The sequence below is a fragment of the Rhodococcus sp. GB-02 genome, from assembly GCF_053470465.1.
This window is the reverse complement of record NZ_JBPUKE010000001.1, coordinates 2,712,871-2,732,499: the sequence shown is the minus strand read 5'-3', so window position 1 is coordinate 2,732,499 and position 19,629 is coordinate 2,712,871. Positions and strand designations below refer to the sequence as shown.

Below are 19,629 nucleotides of genomic sequence, written 5' to 3'. Positions count from 1 at the left end.
AAGTACTAGCGGGTGGCCGTGATCGACTTCGGCCCTCGACCGACTGCCACGACCCCGGACTGAACGATCTCCCGGATACCGTACGGATCGAGCATCCGCAGCAGTGCATCCAGCTTGGACCGAGTACCGGTCGCCTCGATGGTGACAGACTCCGGGGAGACGTCGATCACCTTGGCGCGGAACAGGTTCACCGTTTCGATGACCTGCGTGCGCACGCTTGCATCTGCGCGCACCTTGATGAGCACGAGCTCGCGAGCGACGGATGCTTCACCGTCCTGCTCGACGATCTTGATGACGTTGATCAGCTTGTTGAGCTGCTTCGTCACCTGCTCGAGAGGGAATTCGTCGACCGTGACGACGATGGTCATACGTGAGATCTCGGGGATCTCGGTTCCACCCACCGCAAGGGATTCGATGTTGAATCCGCGGCGGGAGAAAAGTGCGGAGACGCGAGCCAGCACGCCTGGCTTGTCCTCGACGAGAACACTGAGGGTGTGACTGGTGCTCACTTCTGATCCTCCCCTGTGCCCGCGGCGGGTCCGGCTTGCTCGCGTGACATGGCTTCGTGGATGACGGCGGGCTCGGCTACTGCCTCGTCGTCGTCGAACAGCGGCCGGATGCCCCGGGCCGCCATGATTTCGTCGTTGCTCGTTCCGGCAGCGACCATCGGCCACACCTGCGCGTCGGCGGTGACGATGAAGTCGATCACGACAGGCTTGTCGTTGATGGACTGCGCCTCACGGATCGCAGCTTCGACATCTTCTTCGCGCTCGACACGAATTCCGTGGCAGCCCAATGCTTCTGCGAGCTTGACGAAGTCCGGGATGCGGATGGCGCCGTGCGTTCCGAGGTTGGTGTTGGAGTAGCGCTCTTCGTAGAAGAGTGTCTGCCACTGACGCACCATGCCGAGGTTGCCGTTGTTGATCAGGGCAACCTTGATCGGAATACCTTCGAGTGCGCAGGTTGCGAGTTCCTGATTGGTCATCTGGAAGCAGCCGTCGCCGTCGATCGCCCACACCTCGGTGTCGGGCATGCCCATCTTGGCGCCCATGGCTGCGGGAACCGCGTAGCCCATGGTGCCGAGTCCACCCGAGTTGAGCCACGTGCGGGGCTTCTCGTAACCGACGAACTGCGCGGCCCACATCTGGTGCTGGCCGACGCCGGCACAGTAGATGGCATCCGGTCCGGCGAGCTTGCCGACGGTCTGGATGACGTACTCCGGGCTCAGCTGACCGTCGGTGGGACGGTCGTAGCTCAGCGGGTACGTGCGACGGATGTCGTTCAGGTACGCCCACCATTCAGAGAGTTCGAACGTGGTGCCCGTGGCCATGTCGGCACGGATAGCCTCGATGAGTTCGGTGATGACCTCTTTGCAGTCGCCCACGATCGGGACGTCGGCGTAGCGGTTCTTGCCGATCTCGGCCGGATCGATGTCGGCGTGGATGACCTTGGCATCGGGCGCGAAGGAATTCAGCTGACCGGTGACGCGGTCGTCGAAACGCGCGCCGAGGGTGATCAAGAGATCGCTACGCTGCAGAGCGGCGACCGCGGCAACGGTGCCGTGCATACCGGGCATACCGCAGTTGAGATCGTGGCTGTCCGGGAACGCGCCGCGAGCCATCAATGTAGTGACGACAGGGATTCCGGTCAGCTCGGCCAATTCGAGCAGCTCCGGCGAGGAGTCGGACTTGATGACGCCGCCACCGACGTACAGCACCGGCGACTTGGCGTCTGCAATCAGACGTGCAGCTTCACGTACCTGCTTGCCGTGCGGCTTGGTGACCGGGCGGTATCCCGGCAGACGCATCTCCGGCGGCCACGAGAACGTGGTCTGCGACTGCAGGATGTCCTTCGGGATATCGACCAGGACGGCGCCGGGGCGACCGCTGGCTGCGAGGTAGAACGCCTCGGCCATGATGCGCGGGATGTCGATCGCGTCGGTGATCAGGAAGTTGTGCTTGGTGACCGGCATCGTGATGCCTGAGATGTCGGCTTCCTGGAAGCCGTCGGTACCGATCAGCGAGCGAGCCACCTGTCCGGTGATCGCGACGATCGGAACGGAGTCCATCTGCGCGTCGGCCAGCGGCGTGACCAGGTTGGTCGCACCGGGACCCGAGGTAGCCATGCACACGCCGACCTTGCCGGTCGCCTGGGCGTAACCGGTGGCAGCGTGGCCTGCACCCTGCTCGTGGCGCACGAGCACGTGGCGGACCTTGACCGAATCGAAGAGTGGGTCGTAAACCGGGAGCACGGCACCGCCGGGAATGCCGAATACCGTGTCGACCTCGAGCTCTTCGAGGGCTCGAACCACAGACTGCGCGCCGGTTACCCGCTCAGGCGGGAGCTGGCGACGGTTGGCCGTCTGGGTTGCGGCAGCCGCGGTTGTCGGGCTCGGTGTCCCTGACTTGCGCGGCGTTGGTTGAGGCCGTGCTGTTGGTGCGCTCACTGGGAAATCCTCTGATTTGGCTCCGGGCAACAAAAAACCCCCGTCAGCATCTGCTGAGCGAGGGTGGCGCGTCGTTATCTGGTGAGTTGAAAAATCGACTCAGGCGACGACGCGCCGGCCGATTACGAGCAACTCATTCTGTTTCACGCACTCGACAGTAGAGGCGCTAGTCGCGAACGGCAAACTTGGTGAGTCGACCGTCCCAGAATCTGAGATACATCGGCTGCAATGCGAAGATGTAGAGGTGTCAACTTCGCAGCAGCCCGTGCCACCGGCTCAATCATCCCACACGCCGAAACCACTTCGGCACGTCATCCGCATTTCGCAGCTCGCTTACATGGCTTGCGCATTCCTTCTGTTCGCGGTCAGCTTCCCGATCTTCGGGTGGCCCGTCGCCTTCAGCTGGTTGCTGATCCTTCCGATCATCGCCGTCTATCTCGTCGCGCGACTGCGCACCACCGTCAGCCCTGACGGTCTCGAGGTCCGCTCGACGTTCTCCAAGCGCACCCTCGCCTGGGACGACGTCAAGGGTTTCCGCTTCCCGAAGCGCAGCTGGGCGCGCGCGGAACTCACCGATGGAACCGAGGTGACCTTGCCTGCGGTCAGCTTCGTCAGGCTTCCCGAGATCGCGATCGCCAGCGGCGGCCGTATCACTGATCCCTACGCATCGGCCGCAGAAGCCTTCGCCGCCAAGGAAGCCGAAGAGGAAGAAGCAGCGCCACAATCAGACGAAGAATCAGAGGTCGAGTCCGACATCGCCGACAACGGTCAGGACCAGCCCGAAGAGAAGCGCCGATAGCACGCGAGTAGCGTTGGGAGGCCCTCGCTTCTATTTGAGTGGACCAGCAACGATCACATAAGGAACACGCCCATGCCCCCGTTGAGGTCACGCACCACCACCATCGGACGTAATGCTGCCGGAGCCCGATCCCTTTGGCGCGCCACAGGAATGACGGATTCCGACTTCGGCAAGCCGATCGTCGCCGTAGCGAACTCGTACACCCAGTTCGTACCCGGCCACGTGCATCTCAAGAACGTGGGCGAGATCGTTGCCGAGGCCATCAGTGCAGCCGGCGGCGTCGCTCGTGAGTTCCACACCATCGCAGTCGACGACGGCATCGCTATGGGCCACGGCGGAATGCTCTACTCACTCCCGAGTCGCGAGATCATCGCCGACTCGGTCGAGTACATGGCAAACGCCCACACGGCCGACGCACTGGTGTGTATCTCCAACTGCGACAAGATCACTCCCGGCATGCTCAACGCCGCGATGCGTCTGAACATCCCGACCGTCTTCGTCTCCGGCGGTCCGATGGAGGCCGGTAAGGCAGTGGTCGTCGGCGGTGTGGCCCAAGCCCCCACCGACCTCATCACCGCGATCTCCGCCTCTGCCAACGATGCCGTGTCCGACGAAGGCCTCGACGAGGTCGAGCGCAGCGCGTGCCCGACGTGCGGGTCCTGCTCCGGCATGTTCACCGCCAACTCCATGAACTGCCTGACCGAAGCCCTCGGCCTTGCATTGCCGGGCAACGGTTCCACGCTGGCAACTCACAAAGCGCGTCACGCACTCTTCTCTCGTGCGGGCACCACTGTGGTCGAGGCTGCACTCAAGTACTACCGCGACGGCGACGAGTCGGTTCTGCCGCGCAACATCGCGACCCCGGCAGCGTTCCGCAACGCAATGGCTCTCGACGTCGCCATGGGCGGTTCCACCAACACCGTCCTGCACACGCTGGCGGCGGCGCAGGAAGGCGAGGTCGACTTCGACCTCGACACCATCGACGCGATCAGCCGTAAGGTGCCGTGCCTGTCCAAGGTCTCCCCCAACTCGGACTACCACATGGAAGACGTCCACCGCGCCGGCGGAATCCCCGCCCTGCTCGGTGAGCTTCGCCGCGGTGGACTCCTCGAAACCGACGTGTCCACCGTGCACACCAAGAGCTTCGACCAGTGGCTCGACGACTGGGACATCCGCTCCGGCAAGGCAACCGACGAGGCAATCGAGCTTTTCCACGCTGCTCCCGGCGGCGTGCGCACCATCGAACCGTTCTCCACGGACAACCGTTGGTCTGCCCTCGACACCGATGCGGCCGGCGGCTGCATCCGCGACGTCGCGAACGCCTACACCGTCGAAGGCGGCTTGGTCGTCCTGCGCGGTAACATCGCACTCGACGGCGCAATCCTCAAGACAGCCGGCATCGACGAGGAACTGTTCTCCTTCCAGGGCCCGGCGCTGGTCGTCGAGTCTCAGGAAGAAGCCGTCTCGGTCATCCTGCAGAAGAAGATCAAGGCCGGCGACGTTCTCGTCGTGCGCTACGAAGGCCCCAAGGGCGGACCCGGCATGCAGGAAATGCTGCATCCCACCGCCTTCCTCAAGGGCGCGGGCCTCGGTAAGGAATGCGCACTGATCACCGACGGTCGTTTCTCGGGCGGAACCTCCGGACTGTCCATCGGCCACATCTCCCCCGAGGCTGCCGCAGGCGGAGTCATCGGACTCGTCCAGAACGGCGATCAGGTTCGCATCGACGTCGCCTCGCGCACGCTGGAGATCCTTGTCGACGACGACGTCCTCGCCGAGCGACGCGCCAAGATGGAGACCTCGGAGCGGCCATGGCAGCCGGTCGATCGTCAGCGCACGGTGACGACAGCCCTGCGCGCCTACGCCGCTCTGGCAACGTCGGCGGACAAGGGCGCGGTTCGCTACGTTCCGTAAGTTCTGCCACGAATCGAAAAAATCCCCGGCCGCTTTCGGCCGGGGATTTTTTCTGTCAGCGCGCGGCTCGAGATGCGCGTAGCCGATGTGACAGTCACACAAGGTTTTCGGGCAGTCGGACGTGCGGCAACCAACTCAGCTCCACGAGATGCTCGCCAACGGGCGACTGCAGAGGATCGACAGAGTCGTGTTCATTTCGCCTCGGAGTCCGCCATGTCACGCCTGATGCTGTCGGAGAAGAACGTGATACCGACTGCGTCCGAACACGCAATGTTTCCTCCCGTGTTGTATGAGCCTGAACCACAACCCAATCCGATCATCCCGTCGGTTTTGCACTCGCAGTGGGTTCCGTCGCCGACGCACTCTGCCACGACGCGCGATTGACGCTCGATCGCATCCGGGTACGCAGTGGTCATCTCGCCTGGCGCCCCGATACGGGTAAACAGTTTGCAGGACCCGCACCGCACCTCACAAAACGAGATGGGTTGATGCAACTCATCGACAGCAAGACCGACCGACAGGTACCGAATAACCGGGGCGACACGCGGAGCACCAACGGAACGATATGAGCTATCAGACATTTCAGACTGAATCGCGCGTCCGGCTCGTGAGCGAATTCACTTGGACGTAGGGTTCCAGACACCAGCTGATCAATTCAGATACATGAGGGGGGATGACTTTCAGTCAGGTGATCATTTCGGTCAGTTCGAGCGAGCTGACTTGCACACGGCGCTCACCAGTGGTTCCCTCATCAGGTCGCTGAGACGCACATCACAACGACGACAGTCAGCCACCGCCCGTCACCCACAAGGTCGACGGGAAACAACCAAGGAGCAATACATGCCCGGAGTCGGCATATGGCGCACCAAATCCGTCGAGCAATCGATCGCGGACACCGACGAGCCTGAGACAAAGCTCAAGAAGGAACTGACCGCGAAGGACCTCACGGTATTCGGAGTCGCCGTCGTCATCGGCGCAGGCATCTTCACGCTGACTGCTCGAACCGCAGGCAATGTCGCAGGACCCTCCATTTCACTGGCATTCGTTCTTGCTGCCATCGCCTGCGGCCTTGCCGCACTGTGTTATGCGGAGTTCGCCTCCACTGTTCCGGTCGCCGGCAGCGCATACACGTTCTCCTACGCGACGTTCGGTGAGTTCGCGGCCTGGATCATCGGCTGGGACCTCATCCTCGAGTTCGCCCTCGCCTCCGCTGTCGTCGGCAAGGGTTGGTCGCTCTATCTCGGCAACGTCATCGGTGCCAGCGGCAGTACCACCGCGCACATCGGATCGATCAGCTTCGACTGGGGCGCACTGCTCATCATCGGAGTAATCACGCTGATCCTCGCGATCGGCACCAAGGTTTCCTCGCGAGTCTCTGCTGTCATCACCGCAATCAAGATCGCGGTAGTCCTGCTCGTCATCGTCGTCGGCGCGTTCTACATCAAGAAGGAGAACTACTCCCCCTTCATCCCGCCGTCCGAGGGGTCCGAGAGCTCTGCCAGCGGAATCCACCAGACATTGTTCTCCTGGCTGACCGGTGCCGGCGGAAGCAGCTACGGCGCATACGGATTGCTCGCCGCAGCCAGCCTCGTGTTCTTCGCATTCATCGGATTCGACGTCGTTGCGACCACGGCCGAGGAAACCAAGAACCCGCAGAAGTCGTTGCCGCGAGGAATCTTCGGCTCGCTCGCCATCGTCACCGTGCTCTACGTTGCCGTCACACTCGTCCTCACCGGAATGGTCAAGTACACCGAACTCAAGGACGGCAGCCCATTGGTCGGCGATTCCAGCGCCACCCTTGCCACCGCATTCGAGGCCAACGGAATCGGTTGGGCACAGACGGCCATCAACTTCGGTGGCCTGGCCGGCCTCACGACAGTTGTCATGGTCATGATGCTCGGCCAGACCCGCGTCCTGTTCGCCATGTCCCGTGACGGTCTCATGCCGCGCAGCCTGGCCAAGACCAACGCCAAGGGCATCCCGATGCGCATCACGTTGATCGTCGGTGGCATCGTCGCCGTCCTGGCAGCCTTCTTCCCGATGGGCACGCTCGAAGAGATGGTCAACATCGGAACGCTGTTCGCATTCGTCCTGGTTTGTGTCGGTGTCATCGTCCTACGCCGCACCCGCCCCGACCTGCCGCGCGGATTCCGCGTCCCACTGGTGCCCTTCGTGCCGATCGTCGCCGTGCTCGCCTGCGGTTGGCTGATGCTCAACCTCTCGGTCGAGACCTGGATCCGGTTCCTCGTCTGGATGGCCATCGGTGTGCTCGTGTACTTCGCCTACGGTCACCGCAAGTCGGTCCTCGGTCGCAAGCTCAAGGACGGAACAGCCATCCCGTCCGCGAACGCCGACCCGGTACTCGTCAAGGACTGATCCTTCACAGACGAACCGCCGCTCTCCGATTCGGAGAGCGGCGGTTCGTTTGTTCGACGGCGCGAGTTTCAGATGAGCGGATTGGCACCGTTCAGGAAGATCCAGGTGCAGACGCCCGCAGCGATGCCGAGGATCAAGACCACGAGCGATCCGACGAACGGGCGGGTTGCCCAGCCACGACGACCGTCGAGCGCAATACGGCCAGGACCCGTCAAAATGATGACGCCCGCACAGATTCCGAGCAGCATCTCGTACTCGGTACCGGCAGGGGCGAAGTACTCCAGTCCAGGTGCACTCGCCTGACGCAGCGCCCACGCATTGATCATCACCGCCAGAACCGACGCTGCCGCAACGGGAGTCAGCAACCCGAGTATCAGGAGGGCGCCACCTGCGACCTCACCGACGGCGCCGAGTATCGCCATCCACTTCGCCTGCTGGAACCCGGCGTCCGCCAGCATCGTCTCGAACCCGTTCAGGCCCGGCCCGTTCCAGATACCGGTCAACTTCTGCAGACCGTGCACCAACGCAGTTCCGCCGACGGCCAATCGCAGTGCAAGCAACCCGAGGTCGAGCGTGCCTCGGCCCCGCGGAGACTCCGTTGCACCTGCCACGGCTTCGGCGGTGGGGACGGAGGCGATCGGAGCGTCGTACGCCGTCTCACGCTCGAGAGCCACCGTCGGCTGATCCGCGCCAGGTGCTCGATATGTCGGTATCTGTTCGGTCAAGGAGTTGGCGTTCGTGGAACCGAAATCGAGATCGTCGTCGGTCCGCGGCAACGGATTCTTGGCGCTCACCGTCGGAAATTGTTCGGTGGGCGAATCATACGGACTGGACACATTGCCCGTCGGCTTGTCCGCATCCGACAACTCGCTGGGATCTTTTCGCTCGTCAGTCACGTAGGTGAGCCTATGACCGATTCACGAACTCGACGGGGAACCTTGGTCCGGCGTGGCGACATCTGCCGTGCGTTACGTAACGTCTTGGGCATGACTACGGGTAGGCATGCAACGCTGGGCGCACTGGCTCTGGTGCTCGGGACATCGTTGCTCGCAGGTTGCGCCGACTTCGACGAATCGACTGCCTCGCCGTTCACACCCGAACCGACCAACCAGGCAAGCGCGGAAGTGCAGCCGGAGAATCCTCCGCCGTCCACCACGCCGCCGGCGCCGCGGACCGGCCCCCTCGGACCGTGTCAGGATGCCGACACCGCCGTGATCGCAACCTGTCTCGACACCACCGGTGGCCTTGTCACACTTCCGGACGGAAATTCAGGACTGGTGGCCGAACGACGAACCGGCCGAATCATGCAGGTAGCTCCCAACACGACACCGGTCGAAGTTGCCAAGATCGACGTCGACGGCAGCGGTGACGGCGGCCTGCTCGACATCGCCCTCTCGCCCACCTTCGTCGAAGACAACCTGATCTATGCCTACGTCACCACCGGAACGGACAACCGGGTGGTCCGCATCGCGCCGGGCGACACCGCAAAGGAAGTCCTCGGTGGAATTCCACGCGGCGCGAGTGGCAACGGCGGGTCACTGGAGTTCGCGGCCCCGGACCAGCTCATGGTCCTGACGGGCGATACCGGAAACCCTGCGGTTGCTCAGGATCCCGGCTCGTTGGCGGGGAAACTGTTGCGAGTCCGATCGTTGACGCCCAACGCAGCGCCGCCTCGCCCGGAAGTTGTTCTGTCCGGAATCGGGAACGGCGGCGGCGTGTGCGTGGATCCGGGTATCGCGACGTGGGTCACCGACCGAACCACTCTCGAGGATCGCCTCCAACGTGTCGGCTCCGACGGAACGGTGACGTCCCCCGCTTGGACGTGGCCTGACCGACCCGGCGTCGGAGGGTGCATTGCGGCGCAGGGAGTGGTAGCTGTCGCGCTGGGGGCCGGCAAAGCGATCTCGGCGTTGGCTGCCGACCCCGGAACAGGAGCAGTTACGACCGCGCCGTCGGCAGTGGCGAAGGACACGTACGGCCAACTAGGCGGTTTGGCACTCGGATCCGACGGTTTGATGTGGGCGAGCACGATCAACAAGACCGCGGGCGAGCCAGGGCCGAACGACGACAAGGTGGTCAAGATCCCCATGCCGAGTGGCAGCGGCGGAATCGACTGAGCCGTGATCGACGAGCACCATGTCTGTTCGGTCACGGATCCGGTGACCGAACATGCACAGATGCGTACTCTTTTGTTAGCGGGGCTAAACACCCCGTAGTTGCCAGGACCGGTTGGCCAACCACGACAAAGGAGTCGGAATGAAGGCAATCCAGTACACGAGAATCGGCGCTGAGCCCGAACTCACGGAGATTCCCAAACCCCAGCCCGGTCCCGGTGAAGTGCTCCTGGAAGTAACCGCGGCCGGCGTCTGCCACTCGGACGACTTCATCATGAGCCTGCCAGAAGAGCAGTACACCTACGGCCTTCCGCTCACACTCGGTCACGAAGGCGCCGGCCGAGTCGCGGCCGTCGGCGAGGGTGTCGAGGGACTCGACATCGGAACCAATGTCGTCGTCTACGGACCTTGGGGTTGCGGCAACTGTTGGCACTGCTCGCAGGGACTCGAGAACTACTGTTCTCGCGCAAAAGAACTCGGCATCAATCCTCCAGGACTCGGCGCACCCGGCGCGTTGGCCGAGTTCATGATCGTCGATTCACCTCGCCATCTCGTGCCGATCGGTGACCTCGACCCGATCAAGACAGTGCCACTGACCGACGCCGGCCTGACGCCGTATCACGCGATCAAGCGTTCTCTGCCGAAACTTCGCGGAGGCTCGTACGCGGTTGTCATCGGTACCGGTGGTCTCGGCCACGTCGCCATTCAGCTCCTCCGCCACCTCTCGGCAGCCACGGTCATCGCACTCGACGTGAGCGCGGACAAGCTCGAACTGGCAACCAAGGTCGGCGCTCACGAAGTGGTGCTCTCCGACAAGGATGCGGCCGAGAACGTCCGCAAGATCACCGGAAGTCAGGGCGCCGCACTGGTTCTCGACTTCGTCGGCTACCAGCCCACCATCGACACCGCGATGGCTGTCGCCGGCGTCGGATCCGACGTCACCATCGTCGGGATCGGCGACGGGCAGGCCCACGCCAAAGTCGGATTCTTCCAAAGTCCGTACGAGGCTTCGGTGACCGTGCCTTACTGGGGTGCCCGCAACGAGTTGGTCGAATTGATCGACCTGGCGCACGCCGGCATCTTCGACATCGCGGTGGAAACCTTCAGTCTCGACAACGGAGCCGAAGCGTATCGACGACTGGCTGCCGGAACGCTCAGCGGCCGCGCGGTTGTGGTCCCTGATCTATAGATCGACAGCGGTAAAACGACAGTGGGAAAAACACTGATGCCCGGCCGAATTCGATTCGGCCGGGCATCAGTGTTCGCTACCGAGGACTAGCTGCACGCCTCGATGACAAGCTCCTTCACACGAGCCGCGTCTGCCTGTCCGCGAGTGGCCTTCATGACGTCGCCGACGATCTTTCCGGCGGCCTGCACCTTGCCACTGCGGATCTTGTCCGCGATGTCGGGGTTGGCTGCGAGTGCCTCGTCGACGGCTGCCTTGAGCTTGGTTTCGTCACGCTCGACGACCAACTCCGGGTGGGCCGCGACAACCTGCTCTGGGTCACCCTCGCCGTCGAGGACGTGATCGACGACCTGGCGAGCGACCTTGTTGTTGAGCTTGCCGCTGTCGATGAGAGCGACGACCTGGGCAACCTGCGCCGGGGTGATCGGCAGAGCACCGAGTTCGACGCCACGGGTGTTGGCCTGCTGTGACAGGTAGGACAGCCACCACGACCGCGCTGCCTCGGGCGAAGCACCGGCCTCGGTGGTCGCGATCACCAGATCGATGGCACCGGCATTGACGAGGTCGCGCATGACCTCATCGGAGATTCCCCAGTCCTTCTGGATCCGCGCGCGGCGAATCCAGGGGAGCTCCGGCAAGGTGCCGCGCAGTTCTTCCACCCACTCGGCGCTCGGGGCGACAGGCTCGAGATCCGGCTCCGGGAAGTAGCGGTAGTCCTCGGCCGTTTCCTTACGACGTCCGGCGGCGGTGGTGCCGTCGGCTTCCTGGAAGTGGCGGGTCTCCTGGATAACCTCACCGCCGGCGTCGAGAACTGCTGCCTGACGGCGCATTTCGTAGCGAACTGCGACCTCGACGCTTTTGAGGGAGTTGACGTTCTTGGTTTCGGTACGCGTTCCGAGTTCCGTGGCGCCGATCGGCATCAACGAGATGTTGGCGTCGCAGCGCATCGATCCCTGATCCATCCGCACGTCGGAGACGTCGAGTGATTTGAGCAGATCACGGAGCGCCGTCACGTACGCGCGAGCAACCTCGGGAGCGCGCTCACCGGCACCGTGGATGGTCTTGGTGACGATCTCGACCAGCGGCACACCGGCACGGTTGTAGTCGAGAAGCGAGTGGCTCGCTCCGTGGATACGGCCGGTAGCGCCGCCCACGTGCAAGGACTTTCCGGTGTCCTCTTCCATGTGCGCGCGCTCGATGTCGACACGCCACGTCGTGCCGTCATCGAGGATCACGTCGAGGTATCCCTCGGTTGCGATCGGCTCGTCGTACTGGGAAATCTGGTAGTTCTTCGGCTGATCCGGGTAGAAGTAGTTCTTGCGCGCGAATCGGCCCCACGGCGTGATGGAGCAGTTGAGCGCAAGGCCGATCCGGATCGCGGACTCGACAGCGGCTGCGTTCACCACCGGCAACGAACCGGGCATGCCCAGACAGACCGGGCACACCTGGGTATTGGGTTCGGCACCGAACTCGGTGGGGCACGGGCAGAACATCTTGGTCGCGGTGCCGAGTTCTACGTGCACCTCCATACCCATCACAGGCTCGTACTTGGTCAGTACTTCGTCGTAATCGAGGATGTCGGGCGCATCGACAGCAGTCATGGTGATCAGTTTATGCGTCTGCGGCTCAGCCGAAGAATGCGGCTGCCTCCTCGTAACGCTCCTTGGGCACCGTCTTGAGTTTGCGGGTCGCCTCGGCGAGCGGAACGAGGTCGATGGACGTTCCGTGCAACGCGACCATCTGACCGAAATCTCCGCGGTGAGCTGCGTCGGTGGCATGAACCCCGAAGCGAGTGGCGAGGATGCGATCGTGCGGCGTCGGGGTGCCGCCGCGCTGGATGTGTCCGAGGACGGTGGTGCGAACTTCCTTGCCGATCCGACGCTCGATCTCGTTGCCGAGCTGCTGCGCGACGCCGGTGAAGATCTTGTGTCCGAACTCGTCGATGCCACCTTCGCGCAGAGTCATCGACGTGGGATCGGGCATCGCGCCTTCGGCGACGACGCAGATGAAGTGGGAGTCGCCGCGCTGGAAGCGCTTCTTGACCATCGCGCACACCTCGTCGACGTCGAACGGTTGTTCTGGGACCAGCGTCAGGTGTGCCCCCGACGCCAGTCCGGCTTGCAGCGCGATCCAGCCCGCGTGCCGGCCCATGACCTCGACGAGCATGACCCGCTGGTGTGATTCGGCCGTGGTGTGGAGTCTGTCGATGGCGTCGGTGGCGACGGCCAAGGCGGTGTCGAAGCCGAAAGTCACGTCGGTGCAGTCGATGTCGTTGTCGATCGTCTTGGGCACGCCGATCACGGGTACTCCACTCTCGGAAAGCCAACTGGCCGCAGTGAGTGTGCCTTCGCCGCCGATCGGGATCAGGACGTCGATCCCGTTGTCGTCGAGGGTCTGCTTGATCTGATCGAGGCCCGCGCGCAGTTTGTCGGGGTTCACGCGAGCGGTGCCGAGGATTGTGCCGCCGCGAGTGAGGATGCGGTTGATGCGATCGTCCGCGTCGAGAGGGACCTTGCGGTCCTCGAGAAGTCCTCGCCAGCCGTCCCGGAATCCGACCACGGTACTGCCGTAACGTCCGGCCGACGTACGTACGACGGCGCGGATGACCGCGTTCAAGCCCGGGCAGTCGCCGCCGCCCGTGAGGATTCCGATTCGCATAGTGCAGCACCTCTCGTGACCGGATTGTGGATCTTGGTGTCCATCTTCCCCCAGTCACCGTATTGCCGCAGGATAGCGGCGTTGCCGAGCCGCAACGCCGAGCCGCACGGGACCACTAACCCGGCGTGACGAGCCCGCTTTCGTACGCCAACACGACTGCCTGGGCGCGATCGCGCAGATCGAGCTTGGACAGCACCTTCCCGACATGGGTCTTGACGGTCTGCTCGGCGACGAACAGCCGCTCGGCGATCTCGACGTTAGACAATCCGCGGGCGATCAGTTCGAGGACCTCGCGCTCACGCGGGGTCAGCGCGTCGAGCGCTGCGGGCCGTGCGCGCGGTGCGGCCCGCCGGCTGGTCACATCGGCAATCAGGCGACGCGTCACCGTCGGCGCCAGCAAGGCCTGCCCTTCGGCGACGACGCGTACCGCCCGAATCAGTTCCTCAGCCGGTGCGTCCTTGAGCATGAAACCGCTCGCTCCGACGCTCAGTGCCTCGTAGACGTAGTCATCGATGTCGAAAGTGGTGAGCATGAGGACTCGCACCGGCGGTTCCCACCCGGCGGACAGAATCTGGCGGGCAGCGTCGAGTCCATTCATCTCGGGCATGCGAACATCCATCAACACCACATCCGGACGCAATCGCGAGACCTCGGCGACGGCGATCTTGCCGTCCGGCGCATCGCCGATCACGCTGATGTCGGGCTGGGCGGAGAGTAGGGCTCCGAACCCTTGTCGAACCATCGCCTGGTCGTCTGCGATGAATACTGTGATGGGCACTCGGACAGCCTAGGCGGGCATCGACGGCAACTCGGCCCGGACCTCGAACCCTCCGTCGTCGCGCCGGTTTGCCAACAACATGCCGCCCACGGCCGAAGCCCGCTCACGCATTCCGCGTATTCCGTTGCCACCAGTGGTTTCCGACGCCGAGTGCTGATTGCCACCCAGGGGCGAAGGTCCGTTGTTCACGAGCGCGCTCACCGATTGCGGGCCGAACGCCACGGCGACCTCGATGGGTCCGCCAGGTGAATGCCTGGCCGCATTGGTGATCGACTCCTGAATGATCCGGTAGAGCGCAAGGCCCGTGGATTCCGAGACCGACGCTCGATCTCCGTCGACTCGCCACGACACAGGCAATCCGGCACGTGTACTGCCGAGCAGCAGTTCGTCCAACTGATCGACACCCGGTTGCGGAGCCGTCACCACGGTGTCCCCGTCGCTGCGCAGGACTCCGAGGAGGCCGCGGATCTCGTTGAGCGCTGCTCGCCCAGTCTCACTTATCGATTCGAATTCGGTCCGGATCTCCGGAGTGACTGCATCGAGTCGGTACGGCGCGCTCTGCGCTTGCACGACCACCATCGACATGTGGTGGGCCACGATGTCGTGCAAGTCGCGGGCGATCCGCGCCTTCTCCTCGAGGATCGTTCGCCGAGTGCGCTCGAGTTCACTGACTTCCTCCTGCTTGGCCAACTGACGGCGCGAGAGAACCAACCAGCGGATCAGCAGGCAGAAGACCACCAGGGCGCTGAGTCCGACAGCCCAACCGGCTCCGTCGCTTCCCGGAGCGTTTCCGAGGAAGAGCAGCACAGTGGCGATCCAGGCGACACCGACAACCTGAATGGGCGCTCGCAGACTCACTGCGGCCAGCAACGACATCAGCACGATGATGTGGACGACCTGCCACGGATAGTCGTAACCGGGCGTGTTGTCGAACACCAACGGGATGATCAGTGCCGAGACCGCCGACACCGCCCACCCCAACGGAGCGTTGATCCGGATCAGGACAAACGGAAATGCGGCCAACGCGGCGACGAACGGCATGATCGGCGGCGAAACATGATGCGTCAGTTGCAGTGTCGGCCAGGCAATCGAATAGAGGATCAAGGTGACCGCGACTATGACGAAGTTCCAGAACTGACCGTGGGCCACGAAACGGGTTGCGCGGCGCACTTTCTCCGAATGCACTACCGCCCCGTCGAGGCCGGACAGCATCACCCCGGCGGTGGCGAATGTCGGTGCGGGCACAGCCGGTGCGCCCCTGTTCTTCCTTCGGACCTTGATCACCCGTCAAGCCTATGAAGACGAACCCCGAAAGTCCTCATACTGCAGAGTGAGATCCCCCTACCTCCGAGGTATCAGAGGGGAGGGAATTCTCACCCGAATACGCGTCGGAGAACCCCTCCACAGAGCGATGACCGCCAGGATTGTCCGTTCATAGCGTGAACGGCATGCGGATCACACGGGTGAAAGACCTCTCTCGAAGCGCCGGCACCTGGGCTGCCCTGGCGCTGGCTGCAACGGCGGCAATCATCGTCACTGCCGGATCGAGCGGCGCCGAGCCGCCGCGCACCGAGAACTCGAACGCATCCAGGGCGATCGTCACTGTGACTACCGCGGATGCCTCTGACGCTGTGACCACCATCCCGACGGACTTTGCGGCATTCGCGGGCTACACCCCCACCGTCGTCGATGGATACCTCGCCAATCCCCACGGCGACTGCTCGTCGCCGGTCCCACTTCCCGACGAATTCGACTCGGCCTGCAAAGCGCACGATCTCGGCTACGACCTGCTCCGCTACGCGCATTCGCACGGAACTGAACTGGGGCCGTGGGCACGTCAGGTCCTCGACGGTCAGCTCGACGAGCGAATGCATGCCGCGTGTGAAGACCGCACGACTTTTCTCTCACGAGGGTATTGCTTCGCGATGGCCGATGTAGCCGTCACAGCGGTGAACGGAAATTCCTGGCGCCAAAGCTATCTGACACCGGTCGCTGAATCAGGCTTCGGTTACGGCGCGGCCGGAGTCTTCGCTGTCTCCGCTCTCGGCTTCACCCTAATGCGGTCGCGGCGTCTCGATCCGTCGAACGGGTTCTCCTCCTCTCCGAAAGCGGTTGCAGCATGAGCGTTCTGAATGCGTCACGGACCCCTGCCCTCGCCCGAGTCGGGGCGCTCGCACTCCCCCGAGTGTCGACGAGCGTCGCCGTGGCAGCGATGTCCGCCATCTCACTTGCCCCCGGACTGCTGCCGAGATCAGCCGTGCTCCAGGGCGTGTTCAGCGGTCTGCTCGTCGCGGCCGGACTACTGGCGATGTGGGCGTTCTCCGCGGTTGCGCGTCGACTCGTCTCCGATCGTGTGAAGGCCCGATTCGACGAACATCATTGGCGCATCAGCGCGTTGGGGTTGTCGACGGCCGCCGCCGCGATCGCTGTCTTCGCCGCCTCCAGTTGGCAGAACTCGTTGCGAGCGGCGATGGGCGCACCGTCTGCCGGACTTGTCCACTGGGCGGAGGCGGGTTGCATTGCAGCACTGACCGCACTTGGTCTCTGGGGCATCGGGGTCGGAATTTCGAAGGCGCTGCGGTGGATGGGTTTCGCGCGGAGCGTCGGCGCACTGGTCATGGGTGTTCTCGGAGTGCAGTTGGTAGTTGGTCCCGCCGTGTGGAACGGTCTTTCCGATTCGTTCGACAGTTCCAACGCGTACATCGACACTGCTCTGACACAGCCACTTTCGGCCTCCGTGTCAGGCAGCCCCGAATCTCTCATCTCATGGACGTCGATGGGCGCGGAGGGACGTAAGTTCGTTGCCACCGATCCGCGTGAAGACTCGGTGCGCGTCTACGCCGGTGTGGATTCCGCACCCAACGCCGCATCGCGTGCCGCTCTCGCCGTGAGTGAACTCGATCGCGTCGGCGGCTTTGCCCGCAACAGCGTCGTGGTAGCCGTTCCGACCGGCTCGGGGTGGATCGACACGCACGCAGTCGACGGTATCGAGCAACGGTTCGGCGGCGACGTCGCGATAGTCGGCCAGCAGTACTCCGACGCACCCAGTTGGGCTACATTCCTGTTCAGCCGAGACGAGGCCGAAGATTCGGCCACCGCTCTGTTCACCGCGGTCGGTACACACATCGCCTCGATGCCGACCGAAGAGCGACCGGACTTGTTCCTCTACGGACAGAGCCTGGGCGCCGTCGGGGGCAGTGCTGCGTTAATGGAGAAAAGCCCCACCACCGCGTGCGACGTGTTGTGGGCCGGTCCCCCGGCGGGCGCGACGCGGACGGAGGGCGCAACCGTCCTCGCGAACACGTCCGACCCGGTGGTGTGGTGGTCCCCCGCCCTCGCCACACAGAAGCCGGACCTGAGCCGCGCCGTCCAGGATGCCCCGATCCCGCAGTGGATTCCAGGCGTCACGTTCTTGCAGACGACCGCAGACATGCTCGGTTCGCTCGGTGTTCCCGCCGGCCACGGTCATCGCTACGGAACCGATCAGGGGACGGCTTTGGGGACCTGCTCCTGAAACTGCTGTGCGCCTTTATCAACCGCGGAGGGTTGATTAAGGCGCACAGCAAACAAGTCAGACTGCAGTTGCAATCGGGCCGCGTGCAGCTTCGTAGGCGGCACCGACGCGGTAGAGGCGCTCGTCAGCCATGGCGGGCGCCATGATCTGCAAGCCCACCGGCAGGTTGTCGTCTGCGGACAGACCCGAGGGCACCGACATCGCGCAGTGTCCGGCCAGGTTGGTCGGCAACGTGCACAGGTCCGAGAGGTACATGGCCAGCGGATCGCCGACCTTCTCGCCCAACTTCCACGGGGTGAACGGGCTGGTCGGCGAGACCAGTACGTCCACCTTCTCGTAGGCCTTGTCGAAATCGCGCGCGATGAGCGTACGAACCTTGAGCGCCGAACCGTAGTAGGCGTCGTAGTAGCCCGAGGACAGTGCGTAGGTACCGATCATGATGCGGCGCTTGACCTCCGGACCGAAACCGGCGGCGCGAGTTGCGGCCATGACCTGGTCGGCACTCATGTTGCCGTCGTCGACACGCAGTCCGTAGCGCATGGCGTCGAAGCGAGCCAGGTTGGACGAGACCTCACTGGGCAGCACCAGGTAGTACGACGCGAGTGCGTGCTCGAAGCTCGGGCACGAGACCTCGACGACCTCGGCACCGAGTGCCTTGAGCTGCTCGACGGCCGCGTCGAAGGACGCGATGACGCCGGGCTGATAGCTGTCGGAGTGAAGTTCCTTGACCACACCGACCTTGACGCCGCGCAGGTCGCCGTTTGCACCTTCGCGTGCTGCGGCGACGACCGGACGCACGGGGGCGTCGATGGACGTGGAGTCACGCGGATCGTGCCCGGCGATGACCTCGTGCAGCAGAGCGGTGTCGAGCACGGTTCGACCACAGGGACCGCCCTGATCGAGCGAGGAGGCGCACGCGACGAGTCCGAAGCGTGAGACAGTTCCGTACGTCGGCTTGGTTCCGACCGTCGCGGTGACCGCAGCGGGCTGACGGATCGAACCGCCGGTGTCGGTGCCGATGGCCAGCGGGGCCTGACGGGACGCGAGCGCCGCTGCGCTACCGCCGCCCGAACCACCGGGGATGCGGGTGACGTCCCACGGGTTACGCGTCGGGCCGAAGGCCGAGTTCTCGGTCGAAGAGCCCATCGCGAACTCGTCGAGGTTCGTCTTGCCGAGGATCGGGATGCCGGCAGCGCGCAGCTTCGACGTCAGAGTCGCGTCGTACGGCGCGACCCAGCCTTCGAGAATCTTCGACGCACAGGTGGTCGGCATGTCCGTCGTGGTGAAGATGTCCTTCAACGCGATCGGAACGCCGGCGAGTGCCGAAGCGGGTTCGTTTCCGCCTGCGAGCGAGTTGTCCACTGCTGCGGCGGCTTCGAGAGCCTGTTCGCCTGCAACGTGCAGGAAGGCGTGATACTCGGTGTCGACGGCCGCGATGCGGTCGAGATGCGCCTGCGTGACCTCTACGGAGGACACCTCACGCGAGTGGATCTTGCCGGCCAGCTCAGCGGCGTCCAGCGTGGTCAGATCGGTCATTCGCCCTCTCCAAGGATCTGCGGAACCGCAAAGCGATCCTGTTCGACTGCGGGTGCTCCGGACAATGCCTGCTCGGGGGTCAACCCGGGCACGATCACGTCAGGGCGGGTCACGTTGGTGACGGCATTGGGGTTCGCCATGGGCGGGACGTCGTCGGCCGCAACCTCGGTGACCACCTTGACGTGGTTGAGAATCGAATCCAACTGACCGGCGAACTCGTCGAGTTCGGCATCGGACAGGGCGAGTCTGGACAGCCGCGCGAGGTGCGCGACCTCGTCACGGGAGATGGCAGGCACCGCGGGGCCCCT

17 protein-coding genes are annotated in these 19,629 nt (G+C 63.9%); 7 read left to right on the top strand and 10 right to left on the bottom strand.

Translation table 11 applies throughout. The features are described 5' to 3' along the window. Positions 1-5 precede the first annotated feature (5 nt). Together ilvN and ACSW29_RS12940 are read right to left on the bottom strand one after the other, a co-directional pair. Positions 6-509 (bottom strand): acetolactate synthase small subunit, encoded by a 504-nt coding sequence (ilvN, locus tag ACSW29_RS12945; protein ID WP_003944718.1) that lies wholly within the window; start codon positions 507-509, stop codon positions 6-8. Continuing rightward, entirely contained in the window at positions 506-2,446 is a 1,941-nt protein-coding gene (locus ACSW29_RS12940; protein ID WP_019747929.1) for an acetolactate synthase large subunit, read from the bottom strand. The genes ilvN and ACSW29_RS12940 overlap by 4 nt, the downstream gene beginning before the upstream one ends. Before the next feature lie 265 nt (positions 2,447-2,711). On the opposite strand from ACSW29_RS12940, the gene ACSW29_RS12935 reads away from it, so the two are divergent. Then, positions 2,712-3,245 carry a PH domain-containing protein gene (locus ACSW29_RS12935; RefSeq protein ID WP_230813218.1) on the top strand — a complete coding sequence of 178 codons (534 nt, stop codon included), beginning with the start codon at positions 2,712-2,714 and terminating at the stop codon, positions 3,243-3,245. A 72-nt stretch (positions 3,246-3,317) separates the two neighbouring features. Continuing rightward, positions 3,318-5,159 carry a dihydroxy-acid dehydratase gene (gene ilvD / locus ACSW29_RS12930; RefSeq protein WP_230812822.1) on the top strand — a complete coding sequence of 614 codons (1,842 nt, stop codon included), beginning with the start codon at positions 3,318-3,320 and terminating at the stop codon, positions 5,157-5,159. A gap of 191 nt (positions 5,160-5,350) precedes the next feature. On the opposite strand, the gene ACSW29_RS12925 is transcribed toward ilvD, so the two are convergent. Beyond that, the gene (locus ACSW29_RS12925) at positions 5,351-5,575 is read right to left on the bottom strand and encodes a hypothetical protein (protein WP_448277380.1); all 225 of its coding nucleotides are present in this window, start codon (positions 5,573-5,575) and stop codon (positions 5,351-5,353) included. Positions 5,576-5,999: 424 nt separating this feature from the next. Here ACSW29_RS12925 and ACSW29_RS12920 point away from each other — a divergent pair, with 424 nt between their 5' ends. Then, positions 6,000-7,535 (top strand): amino acid permease, encoded by a 1,536-nt coding sequence (locus ACSW29_RS12920; RefSeq protein ID WP_448277379.1) that lies wholly within the window; start codon positions 6,000-6,002, stop codon positions 7,533-7,535. Between the two features lie 68 nt (positions 7,536-7,603). On the opposite strand, the gene ACSW29_RS12915 is transcribed toward ACSW29_RS12920, so the two are convergent. Next, the gene (locus ACSW29_RS12915; RefSeq protein ID WP_230812817.1) at positions 7,604-8,431 is read right to left on the bottom strand and encodes a DoxX family protein; all 828 of its coding nucleotides are present in this window, start codon (positions 8,429-8,431) and stop codon (positions 7,604-7,606) included. Positions 8,432-8,521: 90 nt separating this feature from the next. Here ACSW29_RS12915 and ACSW29_RS12910 point away from each other — a divergent pair, with 90 nt between their 5' ends. Next, positions 8,522-9,652: a PQQ-dependent sugar dehydrogenase gene (locus tag ACSW29_RS12910; protein WP_230812815.1), complete on the top strand. Its 1,131-nt coding sequence runs from the start codon at positions 8,522-8,524 to the stop codon at positions 9,650-9,652. A gap of 139 nt (positions 9,653-9,791) precedes the next feature. Further along, complete coding sequence (locus ACSW29_RS12905) at positions 9,792-10,838, top strand: NAD(P)-dependent alcohol dehydrogenase (RefSeq protein WP_448277378.1); 1,047 nt, start codon at positions 9,792-9,794, stop codon at positions 10,836-10,838. 86 nt (positions 10,839-10,924) lie between these two features. Here ACSW29_RS12905 and gatB read toward each other — a convergent pair whose 3' ends face one another. The 4 genes from gatB to ACSW29_RS12885 form a co-directional block, all read right to left on the bottom strand. After that, positions 10,925-12,436, bottom strand: a complete 1,512-nt coding sequence (gene gatB, locus ACSW29_RS12900) for an Asp-tRNA(Asn)/Glu-tRNA(Gln) amidotransferase subunit GatB (protein WP_230812813.1) — start codon at positions 12,434-12,436, stop codon at positions 10,925-10,927. Between the two features lie 25 nt (positions 12,437-12,461). Then, entirely contained in the window at positions 12,462-13,493 is a 1,032-nt protein-coding gene (locus tag ACSW29_RS12895) for an ATP-dependent 6-phosphofructokinase (RefSeq protein ID WP_230812812.1), read from the bottom strand. A gap of 115 nt (positions 13,494-13,608) precedes the next feature. Beyond that, positions 13,609-14,271, bottom strand: coding sequence for a response regulator transcription factor (locus tag ACSW29_RS12890; protein ID WP_317827898.1), 663 nt, complete (start codon positions 14,269-14,271; stop codon positions 13,609-13,611). 9 nt (positions 14,272-14,280) lie between these two features. Next, complete coding sequence (locus tag ACSW29_RS12885; protein WP_347872152.1) at positions 14,281-15,555, bottom strand: sensor histidine kinase; 1,275 nt, start codon at positions 15,553-15,555, stop codon at positions 14,281-14,283. Positions 15,556-15,719: 164 nt separating this feature from the next. Here ACSW29_RS12885 and ACSW29_RS12880 point away from each other — a divergent pair, with 164 nt between their 5' ends. Together ACSW29_RS12880 and ACSW29_RS12875 are read left to right on the top strand one after the other, a co-directional pair. Beyond that, a complete protein-coding gene (locus ACSW29_RS12880; RefSeq protein WP_448277377.1) occupies positions 15,720-16,394 on the top strand; it encodes a hypothetical protein in 675 nt (224 codons plus the stop codon). Then, positions 16,391-17,785, top strand: coding sequence for an alpha/beta-hydrolase family protein (locus ACSW29_RS12875; RefSeq protein ID WP_448277376.1), 1,395 nt, complete (start codon positions 16,391-16,393; stop codon positions 17,783-17,785). Before ACSW29_RS12880 ends, ACSW29_RS12875 begins: the two co-directional genes overlap by 4 nt. 57 nt (positions 17,786-17,842) lie before the next feature. On the opposite strand, the gene gatA is transcribed toward ACSW29_RS12875, so the two are convergent. Both gatA and gatC read right to left on the bottom strand, forming a co-directional pair. Next, positions 17,843-19,321, bottom strand: coding sequence for an Asp-tRNA(Asn)/Glu-tRNA(Gln) amidotransferase subunit GatA (gene gatA / locus ACSW29_RS12870; RefSeq protein WP_030535403.1), 1,479 nt, complete (start codon positions 19,319-19,321; stop codon positions 17,843-17,845). Continuing rightward, positions 19,318-19,617 carry an Asp-tRNA(Asn)/Glu-tRNA(Gln) amidotransferase subunit GatC gene (gene gatC, locus ACSW29_RS12865; protein ID WP_003944747.1) on the bottom strand — a complete coding sequence of 100 codons (300 nt, stop codon included), beginning with the start codon at positions 19,615-19,617 and terminating at the stop codon, positions 19,318-19,320. The genes gatA and gatC overlap by 4 nt, the downstream gene beginning before the upstream one ends. Positions 19,618-19,629 lie beyond the last annotated feature (12 nt).

Coding starts and splice junctions, on each gene's coding strand:
- ilvD (WP_230812822.1), top strand. CDS start 3,318: ATGCCCCCGTTGAGGTCACGCACCACCACCATCGGACGTAATGCTGCC.
- ACSW29_RS12925 (WP_448277380.1), bottom strand. CDS start 5,575: ATGACCACTGCGTACCCGGATGCGATCGAGCGTCAATCGCGCGTCGTG.
- ACSW29_RS12920 (WP_448277379.1), top strand. CDS start 6,000: ATGCCCGGAGTCGGCATATGGCGCACCAAATCCGTCGAGCAATCGATC.
- ACSW29_RS12910 (WP_230812815.1), top strand. CDS start 8,522: ATGACTACGGGTAGGCATGCAACGCTGGGCGCACTGGCTCTGGTGCTC.
- ACSW29_RS12905 (WP_448277378.1), top strand. CDS start 9,792: ATGAAGGCAATCCAGTACACGAGAATCGGCGCTGAGCCCGAACTCACG.
- gatB (WP_230812813.1), bottom strand. CDS start 12,436: ATGACTGCTGTCGATGCGCCCGACATCCTCGATTACGACGAAGTACTG.
- ACSW29_RS12895 (WP_230812812.1), bottom strand. CDS start 13,493: ATGCGAATCGGAATCCTCACGGGCGGCGGCGACTGCCCGGGCTTGAAC.
- ACSW29_RS12880 (WP_448277377.1), top strand. CDS start 15,720: ATGCGGATCACACGGGTGAAAGACCTCTCTCGAAGCGCCGGCACCTGG.
- ACSW29_RS12875 (WP_448277376.1), top strand. CDS start 16,391: ATGAGCGTTCTGAATGCGTCACGGACCCCTGCCCTCGCCCGAGTCGGG.
- gatA (WP_030535403.1), bottom strand. CDS start 19,321: ATGACCGATCTGACCACGCTGGACGCCGCTGAGCTGGCCGGCAAGATC.